General features: G+C 60.8%; 8 protein-coding genes and 1 CRISPR repeat array (1 of these 9 cut by a window edge). Of the genes, 3 read left to right on the top strand and 5 right to left on the bottom strand.

Annotated elements, in window-relative coordinates; translation table 11 throughout:
- A CRISPR array of direct repeats spans nucleotides 1–3,676; the repeat unit is 37 nt; unit sequence GTCTCCATTGCCTTTCGGCATTCACCGCGTTCCCGAC (it extends 610 nt beyond the left edge of the window).
- A 285-nt stretch (nucleotides 3,677–3,961) separates the two neighbouring features.
- Nucleotides 3,962–4,417: a hypothetical protein gene (locus NXS98_RS03105; protein WP_283847007.1), complete on the bottom strand. Its 456-nt coding sequence runs from the start codon at nucleotides 4,415–4,417 to the stop codon at nucleotides 3,962–3,964.
- Between the two features lie 32 nt (nucleotides 4,418–4,449).
- Nucleotides 4,450–5,466 carry an ARPP-1 family domain-containing protein gene (locus NXS98_RS03100; RefSeq protein ID WP_283847006.1) on the bottom strand — a complete coding sequence of 339 codons (1,017 nt, stop codon included), beginning with the start codon at nucleotides 5,464–5,466 and terminating at the stop codon, nucleotides 4,450–4,452.
- 165 nt (nucleotides 5,467–5,631) lie between these two features.
- Between NXS98_RS03100 and NXS98_RS03095 the strand changes: the two genes are divergently transcribed.
- Nucleotides 5,632–6,597: a radical SAM protein gene (locus NXS98_RS03095; RefSeq protein WP_283847005.1), complete on the top strand. Its 966-nt coding sequence runs from the start codon at nucleotides 5,632–5,634 to the stop codon at nucleotides 6,595–6,597.
- Between the two features lie 42 nt (nucleotides 6,598–6,639).
- On the opposite strand, the gene ispH is transcribed toward NXS98_RS03095, so the two are convergent.
- A complete protein-coding gene (gene ispH / locus NXS98_RS03090; RefSeq protein WP_283847003.1) occupies nucleotides 6,640–7,536 on the bottom strand; it encodes a 4-hydroxy-3-methylbut-2-enyl diphosphate reductase in 897 nt (298 codons plus the stop codon).
- A gap of 140 nt (nucleotides 7,537–7,676) precedes the next feature.
- On the opposite strand from ispH, the gene NXS98_RS03085 reads away from it, so the two are divergent.
- A complete protein-coding gene (locus tag NXS98_RS03085; RefSeq protein ID WP_283847002.1) occupies nucleotides 7,677–8,330 on the top strand; it encodes a site-2 protease family protein in 654 nt (217 codons plus the stop codon).
- 43 nt (nucleotides 8,331–8,373) lie between these two features.
- Nucleotides 8,374–10,395, top strand: a complete 2,022-nt coding sequence (locus NXS98_RS03080) for an ATP-dependent helicase (protein ID WP_283847000.1) — start codon at nucleotides 8,374–8,376, stop codon at nucleotides 10,393–10,395.
- Between the two features lie 20 nt (nucleotides 10,396–10,415).
- Here the strand turns inward: NXS98_RS03080 and NXS98_RS03075 are convergent, their stop codons facing one another.
- Nucleotides 10,416–11,660: an ArsB/NhaD family transporter gene (locus NXS98_RS03075; RefSeq protein WP_283846999.1), complete on the bottom strand. Its 1,245-nt coding sequence runs from the start codon at nucleotides 11,658–11,660 to the stop codon at nucleotides 10,416–10,418.
- Nucleotides 11,661–11,712: 52 nt separating this feature from the next.
- On the bottom strand, nucleotides 11,713–13,863 hold the full coding sequence (ppk1, locus tag NXS98_RS03070) for a polyphosphate kinase 1 (protein WP_283846998.1): 2,151 nt from the start codon (nucleotides 13,861–13,863) through the stop codon (nucleotides 11,713–11,715).
- Between the last annotated feature and the right edge of the window lie 83 nt (nucleotides 13,864–13,946).

The following is a 13,946-nucleotide window of genomic DNA, read 5'->3' as shown; positions in this document are numbered from 1 at the left end:
CTCCATTGCCTTTCGGCATTCACCGCGTTCCCGACCCACCCTCACCCCTCATCAACTGCTAACTCTGGCCGCCATCTGTCTCCATTGCCTTTCGGCATTCACCGCGTTCCCGACTCCCTGCGGTCTGCAGGGATGCCCTAGAACAATGGCGGGTCTCCATTGCCTTTCGGCATTCACCGCGTTCCCGACTTCGGAGCACCTGGAAGCCTTATACAGATTTATTAAGGCGGTCTCCATTGCCTTTCGGCATTCACCGCGTTCCCGACCTTGAAAAAAGGCAACACTCCCCTACTGTCTCAAGCAGGGGTCTCCATTGCCTTTCGGCATTCACCGCGTTCCCGACTGGGGAGGCTTTGTGGGTCATTAGTGGGACGGATGCGTCTCCATTGCCTTTCGGCATTCACCGCGTTCCCGACTGAAATCCCAACACCCCCACTAGGTAATTGTTTGGCGAGCGGTCTCCATTGCCTTTCGGCATTCACCGCGTTCCCGACCCTGCGCTCACGAAGCAACACCAAATCAGTGTTAAAAATGTCTCCATTGCCTTTCGGCATTCACCGCGTTCCCGACGCATTTTACGCGGGTTTATTTCGGGGGTGGGATTTATTAGTCTCCATTGCCTTTCGGCATTCACCGCGTTCCCGACTGAAAGAGTGGAAGCCCTGCTCAACTTCATTGAGCATGGGGTCTCCATTGCCTTTCGGCATTCACCGCGTTCCCGACTTGGGGGGCGATTAGTCAGCACCCCTCTGACGGCGAACTGTCTCCATTGCCTTTCGGCATTCACCGCGTTCCCGACAGAGGAAAAAGGCGTAAAATGATGGTTAGAAGGTCGGTTGTCTCCATTGCCTTTCGGCATTCACCGCGTTCCCGACGTTTCCTGGCGCAGGTAGTTCAGGCGCAGGTCAAACCAGTCTCCATTGCCTTTCGGCATTCACCGCGTTCCCGACAACGGCGGGGTGGGGGAGGGGGAGCCGTTGGCGTGGTTTTTGTCTCCATTGCCTTTCGGCATTCACCGCGTTCCCGACGTGTTTACGCATGGTTCTTAACCAGTTTGGAGTCTCCATTGCCTTTCGGCATTCACCGCGTTCCCGACTATGAATACGGTTTGGACAAAGCCGGTCTGAACCAAAGTCTCCATTGCCTTTCGGCATTCACCGCGTTCCCGACAATGCAGTGGCTGCATTGGGCATCACGATGATTGGGTTTGTCTCCATTGCCTTTCGGCATTCACCGCGTTCCCGACCTCATCCCCGCCGACAGTGAAGCCCAGTGGGTTATCACGTCTCCATTGCCTTTCGGCATTCACCGCGTTCCCGACGAGGGGCCTTGAAGGAAATTACGGTGACGCAGTCCGTTGCGTCTCCATTGCCTTTCGGCATTCACCGCGTTCCCGACTTTGACGTTTCCGAAAAAAATCTTAGATTTTAGGCACGGTGTCTCCATTGCCTTTCGGCATTCACCGCGTTCCCGACAGCGCCAGGGAGGCCCTGGCGCGGTTGATGGCGGGAATGTCTCCATTGCCTTTCGGCATTCACCGCGTTCCCGACAGGCATTCAGCACAGCTGAGTCCTCAAATGAGGACTCCTCCGTCTCCATTGCCTTTCGGCATTCACCGCGTTCCCGACCGGACTATGGGAAGTCTAAATGAGCAGATGATGCGTGGTCTCCATTGCCTTTCGGCATTCACCGCGTTCCCGACGTCGGCTGACCACAAGTGAGGTAAATAGCGCCAGGGGTCTCCATTGCCTTTCGGCATTCACCGCGTTCCCGACGGTCAAGGGCAAGGGCAAATAACCAGTCTCCCTTGCCTTGTCTCCATTGCCTTTCGGCATTCACCGCGTTCCCGACCCCTCAGTAGAGGACTCAGCTTTGTCGGAGTGGGTTCGGCGTCTCCATTGCCTTTCGGCATTCACCGCGTTCCCGACAAGCACGAAAGAGTCCAAGCCCTTCTAAAATATATAGAAGGTCTCCATTGCCTTTCGGCATTCACCGCGTTCCCGACGTTCGCCTGCGCCGCCGAACGGCTGTCGGCGGCCGCAGGTCTCCATTGCCTTTCGGCATTCACCGCGTTCCCGACCTATGGGGTTGAATGAGCAGATGCTGCGGGGAGAAATCCCGTCTCCATTGCCTTTCGGCATTCACCGCGTTCCCGACTCGAGAAAAGGGGCCTCGAAGGCCATGACGGGCACGCGGTGTCTCCATTGCCTTTCGGCATTCACCGCGTTCCCGACCGAGATGTTTATCAATGTCCCCTTCTATGAAAAGATGGGGGTCTCCATTGCCTTTCGGCATTCACCGCGTTCCCGACTTGGCGGATAAGCTTACTGCGTTTTGCGTGCGCCGCCGAGCGTCTCCATTGCCTTTCGGCATTCACCGCGTTCCCGACTTCGCCTGCGCCGCCGAGCGTCTGTCGGCGGCCGGTCTCCATTGCCTTTCGGCATTCACCGCGTTCCCGACAAGGTTGGCGCAGGCCGCAGGGGTCGAGGTGAAAATCCAGTCTCCATTGCCTTTCGGCATTCACCGCGTTCCCGACACGGGCACGCAGTGCGTTGCCTTTGGCACGTGCTGAACAGTCTCCATTGCCTTTCGGCATTCACCGCGTTCCCGACAAGACGGTGAGGCCGTCCGGTGCATTTGGGTCATATTAAAGGTCTCCATTGCCTTTCGGCATTCACCGCGTTCCCGACGCGGGCGTCTGGCCAACGTCCAGCTAGCCGCCAATTGGTCTCCATTGCCTTTCGGCATTCACCGCGTTCCCGACAGGGCAAGGGCAAGAAATAGTCGCCCTTGCCTACACAGGTCTCCATTGCCTTTCGGCATTCACCGCGTTCCCGACAGGGATGGCCTGGAGCAATGGCGCCTTCGGCGGCAAGTTGTCTCCATTGCCTTTCGGCATTCACCGCGTTCCCGACCCGGGATGAAGCCGACTGGCGGCTTCATCAACGTCCCGTCTCCATTGCCTTTCGGCATTCACCGCGTTCCCGACCAGGTTTTTGCAGCCCACAACGCATGACTTTCCAGAGTTGGTCTCCATTGCCTTTCGGCATTCACCGCGTTCCCGACGCTGGTTAATGTGCCCCTCTTTGAAAAGAGGGGGCTTGAGTCTCCATTGCCTTTCGGCATTCACCGCGTTCCCGACGAAGAAGTCCAGCAGCTGGCGGAAGATACCGCCAGCTTAATGTCTCCATTGCCTTTCGGCATTCACCGCGTTCCCGACTATCCGCCAATTGGCGGATTAGTCTCCTGCGTTTTTGGTCTCCATTGCCTTTCGGCATTCACCGCGTTCCCGACCAAGTTACCGCCGCCGAAGTCAAGAAGGGCAAGGGCAAATGTCTCCATTGCCTTTCGGCATTCACCGCGTTCCCGACAGGGTCGAAGCCCTTCTAAAGTATATAGAAGGGCTCAGTGGTCTCCATTGCCTTTCGGCATTCACCGCGTTCCCGACCGACCCGATTTGGCCTTTGGTTCGGCGCGTCCACCGCGGGGTCTCCATTGCCTTTCGGCATTCACCGCGTTCCCGACGGGTCATGGCCCTTCTACAATATGTGGAAGGGCTCAGTGTCTCCATTGCCTTTCGGCATTCACCGCGTTCCCGACGCATCATGGCCCTTCTAAAATATATAGACGGGCTAAAGAGTCTCCATTGCCTTTCGGCATTCACCGCGTTCCCGACAGCACCTTTGTAACCCATTGTGGCGCAAGGGCGCAAGTGTTTTCCAGGTCACGAGGCCATTTTTGTGTTGGCACGCCGTTTGCTTCTTTAACGATACAGATTTTCTCAAGTATGAGCATCTTATTCTCCATCAATGGTTTATGACTTAGGTCACGAGCCCCCCCTTTTTGGGGGTTTTTGGCTCGTGACCTGGAAAAAAATTTTTTAATAAAGTGGGGGCCGACGTGGAAGTCGGCCCCCTGAGGCAAACGGACAGGGAATTGGACGCTTTGAGGCCCATGATACTCAGCGTACGGCCGGATGGGACATGGGCATGACGAGGGGTTCGAGGCGTCCATCTTCGTATTCGATGATGCAGGTGGTGAGGCAGAGGTGGCAGCCTGGGACGGGCCATGTCCAGCCCAAGGCCGGTTCCAGAGCTGCGCCGAGGGTGGCGAGGTTTGACCATAGATGTTCCCAGACGGGGGCAAAGACTTCGGCATGGAAGAGGTCCACCATTTCGGGCAGCAGCAGTCCTTCGCCGGCGTCCAAGCCGGTTTCCGCGAGGTTGAGGTCCGCCGGCAGCGGAAAGGTGGGGGCGGTGCGGAAATCGGTTTCCGCCAGGATTCCCAGGAGGCGGCGTTTTTGCGCGTGGGAGCCCTTCAAGGCATAGACGCGGCCGGAGACGAGGAAGACCAAGCCGGTCTGGGCGTCGAGGTAATACCAGAGGTTGACGCAGAGGTCGGAGTTCAGGTTATGCATAGGAGTTTGGGGTTTAGGCCTGGGTTTGGTGATTAGTACAAATAGCGGCGGCGTGGTTCTGGCGGGGTGTCGGACCTGCCGTCGGCGTTGGGATTGAGGGCGGTGAGGTGAATGACCTGGCCTTCGTGCACGAGGGCGGCGCCGGGGAGGTTGGGGTCGGGAAGGCGCAATGATTCGCCCAGGCCGGCGGAGGCTGGATAGCGTTTAGTGGGGCTGCTGGCGAGGCGGTTGAGGAATTCGCGCGCGGCCGGGAGGGCGGCTTCGGGCTGGAGGTTGGCCTCGCCGCGATCGAAGAGGAATTCGACGGCGTAACTTTTGATGAGCTTGGCGTGGACGGTGGCATAGGTGTCCGGGCGCGAGAGGGCATCGCAACCGGCGACGCGATTTTTGAAGAAGACGACGACGCCGACCTGCTGGGGCTGGCAGGTGAAGGTGTCGGCGTAATGCTCCAAATCGGGCTGGTATTGTTTGAAGGCATGGCTCATGTCCGAGGTGGGTGAATGCAGGCAGTATTTCATATGCAAGAATTGATGGACGTCGTGCCAGACTTCGCCCTGGTCGGACTGGAATTGTTTCTTTTTATCCAGGTTCTGGGTCACAGAGCGGAGTTTTTTGGCGCGAGCCTTTTGGGCCATGATGATGTCTTCGTTGAAAAAGGTCTTGGATTGGTAATTCCAGCGGCCGGCCTCGACGCAGCTCACGGGGATTTGGACGGTGGTGCGCTCCTTGATGAGGAGGGAGGTGTTCAAGACGCGGTTCTGCTTGGCGCCGCTCAATTGCTCGCCGTCCAGGAGCAGGACGGGGAGGTCCGCCTGATTTTCGGCGAGGAGGTGTGGGACGCTGCCGTGTTCGGAGACTTCGCGGATGGTTAATTTGCCCTGGCGCATGGCCTGGTTGAGGGTGAGGTAATGCAGGGCGCCGCCGTCGCCGTCCAGCAGGGGGATGACGGTCATGGCTCCCAGTTGTTGGGGTGTACCCAAGCGCAGGTGTTGCAGGAATTGGGCAATTTCCGGGCCTTCGTGCTCGTGCGAGAAGTTTTCAGTTTTCATAGCGTGGGGCAATCTAACAGGGCACCGATGACATTTACTGTCACTGGTTCCGTTTTTTGTAATTTGCCGATATTTTTTGGGGTGTGCACGCATTGGGACGTCGCCGGATGTCCGGCCGGCGGCGGCTTGGCGGGCGGGGGGTGAATCGGGTAAGTTATGGGGGCGATGAGCCGTCCCTTTCCAGAGGTCCCGTCTTACGTGGCCCTGGCGCGAAGCGGGGAGCTGCAAGAGCGCGCACAGAGGGCGCGCGCGGCGCTGGCGGCGTGCCGGTTGTGTCCGCGGGGGTGCGGGGTGAACCGGCTGGCCGATGAACGGGGGCGTTGCGGGGTGGGCCGGCAGGCGGTGGTATCCTCGGCATTTCCGCATCTGGGGGAGGAGGATTGCCTGCGGGGCTGGCGGGGGTCGGGCACGATTTTTTTCAGCGGTTGCAACCTGCGCTGTGTTTTTTGCCAGAATGATGACATCAGCCATGATGCCCGGGCGGGGGCGGCGGTGACGGCCGAGGAGCTGGCGGGGTTGATGCTCGAGCTGCAGGCGGCGGGATGCCACAACATCAACTGGGTGACGCCGTCGCATGTGGCGCCGCAGTTGTTGGAGGGACTGGCGCGGGCGGCGGAGCGGGGGTTGAGGTTGCCGATAGTTTATAATTCCAGTGGTTATGATGATGTGGAAACGCTGCGGTGGTTTGAGGGCGTGGTGGATATTTACCTGCCCGACTTCAAGTTTTGGGAGCCGGCCGTGGCGGAGCGCCTGGCGCAGGCGCCGGATTATCCGGAGGTGGCCCGCGCGGCGTTGAAGGAAATGCACCGGCAGGTGGGGGATTTGGTGGTGGATGAGCAGGGCCTGGCGCGGCGGGGGTTGCTGGTGCGGCATTTGGTGATGCCGCAGCAGCTTGCCGGGACGCGGGCGTTGGCGGAATGGCTCCGCCGGGAAATCAGCCCGCACACCTGCTTGAATCTCATGGCTCAATACCATCCGGCGGGCCGGGTGGCGACGGCCCAGGGGGCGCAACTGTATCCCGAGCTCACGCGGCCCATCACCGCCGCGGAATACCGGCAAGCGCAGGACGATGCCCGCGCGGCCGGGCTGCGCGGGTGGGAGGTGCGCGGTCGCCGCCGGGCGGTGGTATGAACGCGGCGACCCCCCTGGCTCCGCCGGGCGGAGGGGCAAGCTTCAAGCCCGGGCCAAACAGAGTTCGCCGGGGTGGCTGGCGGGTGCGAGCGCGGGGGCCTGGGGCTGGGACCACTCGCGCAGGCGGGCTTCCACGGCGTCAATGATTTCGTCGGGCGTGGAGGTGCCGGCGGTGATGCCGACCACGCGGGCGCCCTGCAGCCAGGCGGGGTGCAAATCGTCCGGCCCCTGGACGTGGTGGACACGGGGGCAGTATTGGGCACAAGTGGCGGCCAGCTCGCGGGTGTTGTTGCTGTGGGCGCCGCCAATGACAATGACGACGTCTGATTGTCGGGCCAATTCGCGGGCGGCCTGCTGGCGTTGTTTGGTGGGGCGGCAAACGGTGTCCACCCACCGCACTTCGGCGTGGGGGAAATGTTGGCGGAGGAGGGCCACCAGTTGTTGGACGCGCTCGACGGGCTGGGTGGTTTGGGCGACGACGCCATAGCGAGGGCGTTCTGGTACTGCGGCGAGGTCGTCCGGGTGCAGGATGACGGAGTATTCCGCGAGGTCTCCGGTCATGCCGCGCACTTCCACGTGATGGCGCTGGCCCACCACCACGGGGTAACAGCCTTGGGCCACCAGTTGCTGGAGGGCGCGATGCGCGTGGTGCACGAGGGGGCAGGTGGCCTCGGTGACGGAGAATCCGCGCGCCTGGGCCTGGGCGATGGTTTTGCGGGCGGCGCCGTGGGCCGTGATGAGGACTTCCGGGGTGGCGACGGCTTCGAGTTGATTGACCACCTGCACACCGGCGGAGCGCAGCTCGTCCATGACGGTTTCGTTGTGGACCAGGTCCCCGAGGATGGTCACGGGTCCGCGGCTGGCCTTCTGGCGGGCCAGCGCGATGGCGTCTTTGACGCCGAAACACATGCCGAGAGCGGCGGCTCGAATAATTTGCATAAAAACAGCGGCAAGTTTTACTTTGTATTACAAAGTATAGGACGCTGGCCGGCGCAGTCACGTTCAAATTTTCTGTGGCGAAGGTGGGGAATGATTCTGCCCTCGACGCGTGGGCGGGGCGCCGTTAATTTCTGGGGCCGATGGATACGCAGGCACTTATTGACGGTTTGCTGATGTACATCTGCCTGGTGGTGATCGTGACTTTTCACGAGTTTGGGCACGCGTGGATGGCGTTGCGCATGGGCGATGTGTCGCAACGGGAGCAAGGGCGGGTGACGCTGAATCCGCTGGCGCATCTGGACACCTTTGGCACGGTGATTCTGCCGTTGTTTTTCATCCTGGCCAATGCCTTTGACAAGTCGTTTGGGGGATTTTTGTTTGGGTGGGGCAAGCCGGTAATGGTGGACTTGAACAATCTGACTCAACGGCGGCGGCAAAGCCTGTGGATTACGCTGGCGGGGCCGGCGATGAATGTGGTCTTGACGGCGCTGGTGCTGCTGGTCGCCCGGGGGGCAGCATGGGCGGAACAGCCGGAGGCGGTGAAGTTCTGTCTGGACCTGGCGATTCTGAGCATGTTTTTGTTTTTCTTCAACCTGCTGCCGGTGCCGCCGCTGGATGGAGGCAACGCCTTGCATTCCATCATTGGGATGAAGGAGGAGACGTATTTGCGGCTGAGCCAGATGGGATGGATTTTCATCTTAATCCTCATCAACATACGGCCGTTGTTTGCCTGGCTGGCCTATTTGGCGGTGAACAGCGTCAAGATGGGCGCTGGGTGGGTGGGACTGGGGTGAGGAGCGGCGCCGGGAGGCGTTCGCTGAAGGGTGATGGCCAATTATGAGCGAAGCGTCCGATAACGCATGTTTCCGCCCGCTGGAATCGCTGCGCCACCGTTACGCGGAGGAGTTGAATCCGCAGCAACTGGCGGCGGTGACGGCGGCGCCCGGCCCGGCGCTGGTGCTGGCGGGAGCGGGCAGCGGCAAGACGCGCACGCTCACGTATCGGGTGGCTTATCTTCTGGAGCAGGGCGTGCCGGCGCATCGCATTCTGCTGCTGACCTTCACCAACAAGGCGGCGGGGGAGATGATGCGGCGGGCCGCTGCGCTGGCGGGGGCGCAGCAAGCGGGTTTGTGGGGCGGCACGTTTCATTCGGTGGGAGCGCGGATTTTGCGGCGGCATGCGGAGCAGGTGGGCTACCGTCCGGATTTCACGATTTTGGACCGGGATGACGCGGTGCGATTGCTGAAGACCTGCCTGGGGGAGGCCAAGGTGGAGGCGCGCGGCAAACATTTTCCGAAGCCGGAGGCGCTGGCGGATTTGCTGTCGCTGGCGGCGAATACGCGGACGACGCTGGTCGAGCAGATGAAACGGCGGCCGGAATGGGGCCAGGCGCCGCATGTGCTGGCGACAGCGGAGCGCGTTGCTCAGATTTACGCCAAGCGGAAGCAGGCGGCCAATGTGATGGATTTTGATGATTTGCTGGTGCAGTGGCTGGAAATGTTGAAGGGGCATGAGGCGTTGCGGGAGCATTACCAGCGGCGTTTTCAGTTCATATTGGTGGACGAGTATCAGGACACCAACCGGCTGCAATGCGAATTGGTGGACCTGCTGGCGGCGCGGCATCGCAACCTGATGGTGGTGGGAGACGACGCGCAGAGCATTTATGCCTGGCGGGGGGCGGAATACCGGAACATCCTGGAGTTTCCCCAGCGTTACCCGGATGCCCGCATCTACAAGATTGAGTATAATTACCGGAGCAGCCCGCAGATTCTGGCGCTGGCCAATGCCATCATGGCGGGGCAGCCGGAGAATTTTCGCAAGCAATTGCGGGCAGTGCAGCCCGACGGCCCCAAACCGGCGGTGGTGGCCTGCCTGGACAGCCAGCAGCAGGCGGCGTATGTGGCCCATCAAATCCGGGAGCTGCTGGCCGAGGGGATGCCCTTGAATGAGATAGCGGTGTTGTACCGGTCGCATTTTCATTCACTGGAATTGCAGCTTGAGCTGACGCGCGCGCAACTGCCGTTTGTCATCACGAGCGGTTTGCGCATTTTTGAACAGGCGCACATCAAGGATGTGCTGGCCTTTCTGCGCCTGATTTTCAATCCCCGCGATGAAACCAGTTTCAAGCGGCTGGCGCTCATGCTGCCCGGCATTGGCGAGAAGGCGGCGGAAAAACTCTGGCTGGCCTTTCACGGGCATTGGACGCAACAGGCGGGGGAATCGGCCGCGCCGGCACAGGTGGCCGCATCGCTGGCGGCGTGTTCCAAGCTGGTTCCGTCCCGGGGCGCCACGGCCTGGGTGGATTTCCTGGAGGTGGTGCGCACGCTGACGGCGCCCGAGGCCCTGAACGAAGGCCCCGCACACCTAATCCGGACCATCATGAAGACGGGCTACGAGAATTACCTGGCCGAGAACTACCCCAAGGCGGCCAACCGGCGCGAGGATTTGGAGCAACTGGCGGATTACGCGGAGAAGTTTGGGACGTTGGAGGAGTTTTTGACGCAGATGGCGCTGTTGACGAATCTGGAGGTGGAGGCGACGCCCGCCGGCGCGGGGCCGGAGGAGAAGCCGCGGCTGGTGCTGTCGTCCATTCACCAGGCCAAGGGATTGGAATGGCAGGCGGTGTTTGTCATCATGTTAAGCGAAGGGATGTTTCCCAGCAGGCGGTCGCTGGAATCGCCGGGGGGATTGGATGAGGAATATCGGTTGTTCTACGTGGCGGTGACGCGCGCCCGGCGGTATCTGTACCTGTGTTATCCGGAGATGCACCTGGCGCGGTATGGAGCGGAGTATCAGCCCCCCTCTTCTTTTCTCGAGGCTTTGCCGCCGCCGTTGGTGGAGCGGCAGACATTGGATTAGACCCGGCTTGGGCGGCGGAATTAATGCCACCAAAGCAGGAGGGCCAGGCCGGCGACGGTGGAGATGACGGTGACAGGGATGCCGAATTTGGCATAATCCCAGAAGCCCACTTCGACGTGTTTGCGGGCGGATTCCACGACAATCAAATTGGCCACGGAGCCGAGGAGGGTGAGGTTGCCGGCAAAGGTGGTGGCCAGGGCCATGACCTTCCACATCAGCTCGGGGTGGGCAAATTGGGACATCCATTTGCCGGCCACCAGGACAAAGGGCACGTTGGAGAAAATGTTGGAGCCGGCCACGCTGAACCAGGCGAAGTTCCAGGCCTGGCTGGTGACAGTGGCGCCGAAGAGCGGGCGCAGGCGGTCATAGACCTGGTCAGGCAGGCCGGTGCTGTTCAAGCCTTCCACCACCACAAAGAGAGCAGCAAAGAAGACCAGGAGGTGCCAGTCCACCTGCTTGAGGGCTTCGTGAGTATCGCGCCGCCCCAGCACCATCACCAAGGCGCCGCCGCCGAGGGCGGTCCAAGCCAGGTTGAATCCAGCCAGGAAACCGCCAAAGACCAGCGCCAGGGTGATGAGGCAGATGGCCGTCAGACGTTTGTCGAGGGGCGGCGGGGGTTCTGCGGGCGCCTGAATGCGGGCGGATTTGAGGACCTTGCGAAAGCCGAAGCTCAGGGTCACATAGGCCACGGCCACTCCGAGGACGGCGACGGGAGTGAGGGAGGCGGCAAAGCGGGCAAAGGGAATGCCGGACTGAATGCCGATAATCATGTTTTGGGGGTTGCCGACGAGGGTGGCCACGCTGCCCAGGTTGGCGCTCATGGCCAGCGCCAGCAGGTAGGGAATCAAGGGCAGGCCGCCGCGGACCATGACGCGCACGACCAGCGGGGTGAGCATGAGGCAGACGGTGTCGTTGACCAGGAGGGCGGACAAGACCGCGGAAGCGACAATCAAATACAACAGCAACCGCTGCGGTGTGCGGGCGACGCGCAAAATCCAGTCCGCCGCCCAGTCAAAGAATCCGGCCATGTAGAGGTAGGCTGAAATGAGCATCATGCCGAGCAACAGCACCAGGGTGTTGTAATCCACGGCGCGATAAGCCTCCTCCGGTGTCATGACCCCGCCGGCCACCATGAGGACGGTGCCCAGCATGGCCGCGGCAGGCCGATTCAGCGGCAAAACCTTCAAGCGCCGCCCGCTGATGAGCAGGTAAGTGAAGGCGAAAACGAGAATGGCAATCAATTCCCGGCGGGTATGTTCGTCCATGGAAGGTCTCCTCTGGGAAGCAACAACGGCATCACCTGGCGGCCCCGGCGGCTCATGGTTGGTCGGGGCGCAGTCGCACCTGCATTTTGGGATATTTGGTCTTCACCCGCGAGGGCGCCGAAGCTTGTTTATCGGCTTCGGCCGCGAGTTGAATTAACTCCATCTGGCTGCGATGCAGGGCGTCATGCGGCCTGCGGGGGGCACGGGCATAGAGGCCGTCGGCCAGCAGGATGCTGGCTTTAACATTGTCGCGGAGGGGAAGGGCCAGGATTTCCTGGATGATGCGCTCGCGCAAATTGCCGTCTTCCACCGGCCACATGATTTCAATGCGCTTGTAAAAATTGCGGGGCATCCAATCGGCGCTGCTCAAATAGACCTCGGGCTGGCAGGCATTCTCAAAGTAAAATATGCGGCTGTGTTCGAGGAAACGGTCCACAATGCTGCGCACGCGGATGCGCTCGCTCACGCCGGGGACGCCGGGCCGCAGGCAGCAAATGCCGCGCACGATTAAATCCACCTCCACTCCCGCCTGGGAGGCGGCGTAGAGGGCATCAATCACCTCCTTGTCCACGAGGGCGTTCATTTTGGCGATGATGCGCGCGGGCAGGCCGCGGCGGGCATTGTGCGTCTCGCGTTGGATGAGTTCGACCACGCGGCTGTGCAGGTCGAAAGGAGCCAGCACCAGTTTTTTCATGGGGATGTACTGGCAGACCCCGGTCAGCAGGTTGAAGAAGTTGGTGGCGTCCTCGGCAAAATCTTCGCGGCAGGTGAAGAAGCCGATGTCCGTGTAAATCCGGGCCGTGGTGGGGTTGTAATTGCCGGTGGAGAGGTGGAGGTAACGGCGGATGCCCTCGGTTTCATTGCGGACCACGAGGGTCACCTTGGCGTGGATTTTATAGCCGACCAGGCCATAAACGACATGGACGCCGGATTCTTCGAGACGGCGGGCCCACTCGATGTTGTTGGCTTCGTCAAAGCGCGCCTTTAATTCCACCACGGCCGTCACCTGCTTGCCGTTGCGCACCGCCTGGGCGAGAGCGCCGACAATGCGGGGGTCACCGCCGGTGCGGTAGAGGGTCTGCTTGATGGCCAGCACCTGGGGGTCTTCGGCGGCCTGCTGCAGAAAGTCCACCACACTCTGAAAGGACTCATAGGGATGGTGCACCAGCACATCCTGCCGGCGAATCACCTCATACAGGTCATTTTTGCCGCGCAGCGGCGGCGCAACCCGCGGGGTGAACGGAGGGTCACGCAGTTCCGGGGAGTGGTCGCCTTCCAGCAAGGCCATCAAGCGGACCGGATTCATCGGGCCGTTGATGAGGTACAGGTCGTCCTCGGTGAGATTGAGGTGGTGCAGAAGTTCGCGCCGGATGTCCGGGGGGCAGTTATGTTGCACGGCCAGGCGGACGGCATCGCCGCGGCGGCGCCGGTGCAATTCTTCGGCCACCGCCTCAAGCAGGTTGGAAACGTCCTCCTCATCAATGTAAAGTTCGCTGTTGCGGGTGACCCGGAACAACCAGTGTCCAAGGATTTCACTGCCGGCGAAAAGGTCTCCCAGAAAAAGCCCGATGACATTGCTTTGGAGGATGAAATCGCGGCGGCCGTCCTCGCGTGGCAATTGGAGGAGGCGGGGCAGGTTTTGGGGTACTTGCACGATGGCCAGCCGGACCTGGCGGCGTTTGTCCGGCCCTTTGACGGCGAGGCGGACGATCAGGTTGAGCGACTTGTTGAGCACCAGCGGAAAAGGGTGGGTGGGGTCTATGCCCATGGGGGTCAAGACCGGGCGGGCATGGCGGCGGTAGAAGCGCTCCAGGAAGGCCAGGTCTGATTTGGTCAGGTCTTTGACCTCCAACAACCGGATGCCCCGCTCCGCCAGGGCCGGTCGCAGCATTTCATTCCAGCAACGGTACTGGTCGTCCACAAACCGGTGAATGCGCTGGGACAGGGCCTTGAACAGCTCGGGCGGCGTGTAACCATCGGGCTCCCGCTGCCACACGCCGCTTTCCAACTGCTGCTTTAATCCGGCCACCCGCACTTCAAAGAACTCGTCCAAGTTGGAGCTGGTGATGGCCAGAAACTTCACGCGCTCCAATAAAGGCACGGACGGGTCCATTGCCTCGTTCAACACGCGCTGGTTGAATTCGACCCAGCTCAACTCACGGTTGAGATACAACGGCACATCGGATTGGCTTTTATCGGCCATGACTAACCTCAAGGGAGACAATTATGCCACACAGGAAGCGTTTGGCGAGTATAGAAAGGCACCTTGCGGCCCTGAGGCTGCCC

The sequence above is a fragment of the Fontisphaera persica genome (assembly GCF_024832785.1).
Taxonomy (GTDB): domain Bacteria; phylum Verrucomicrobiota; class Verrucomicrobiia; order Limisphaerales; family Fontisphaeraceae; genus Fontisphaera; species Fontisphaera persica.
The sequence above is the reverse complement of the archived record's forward strand: the minus strand, read 5'-3'. Positions and strand labels throughout refer to the sequence as shown.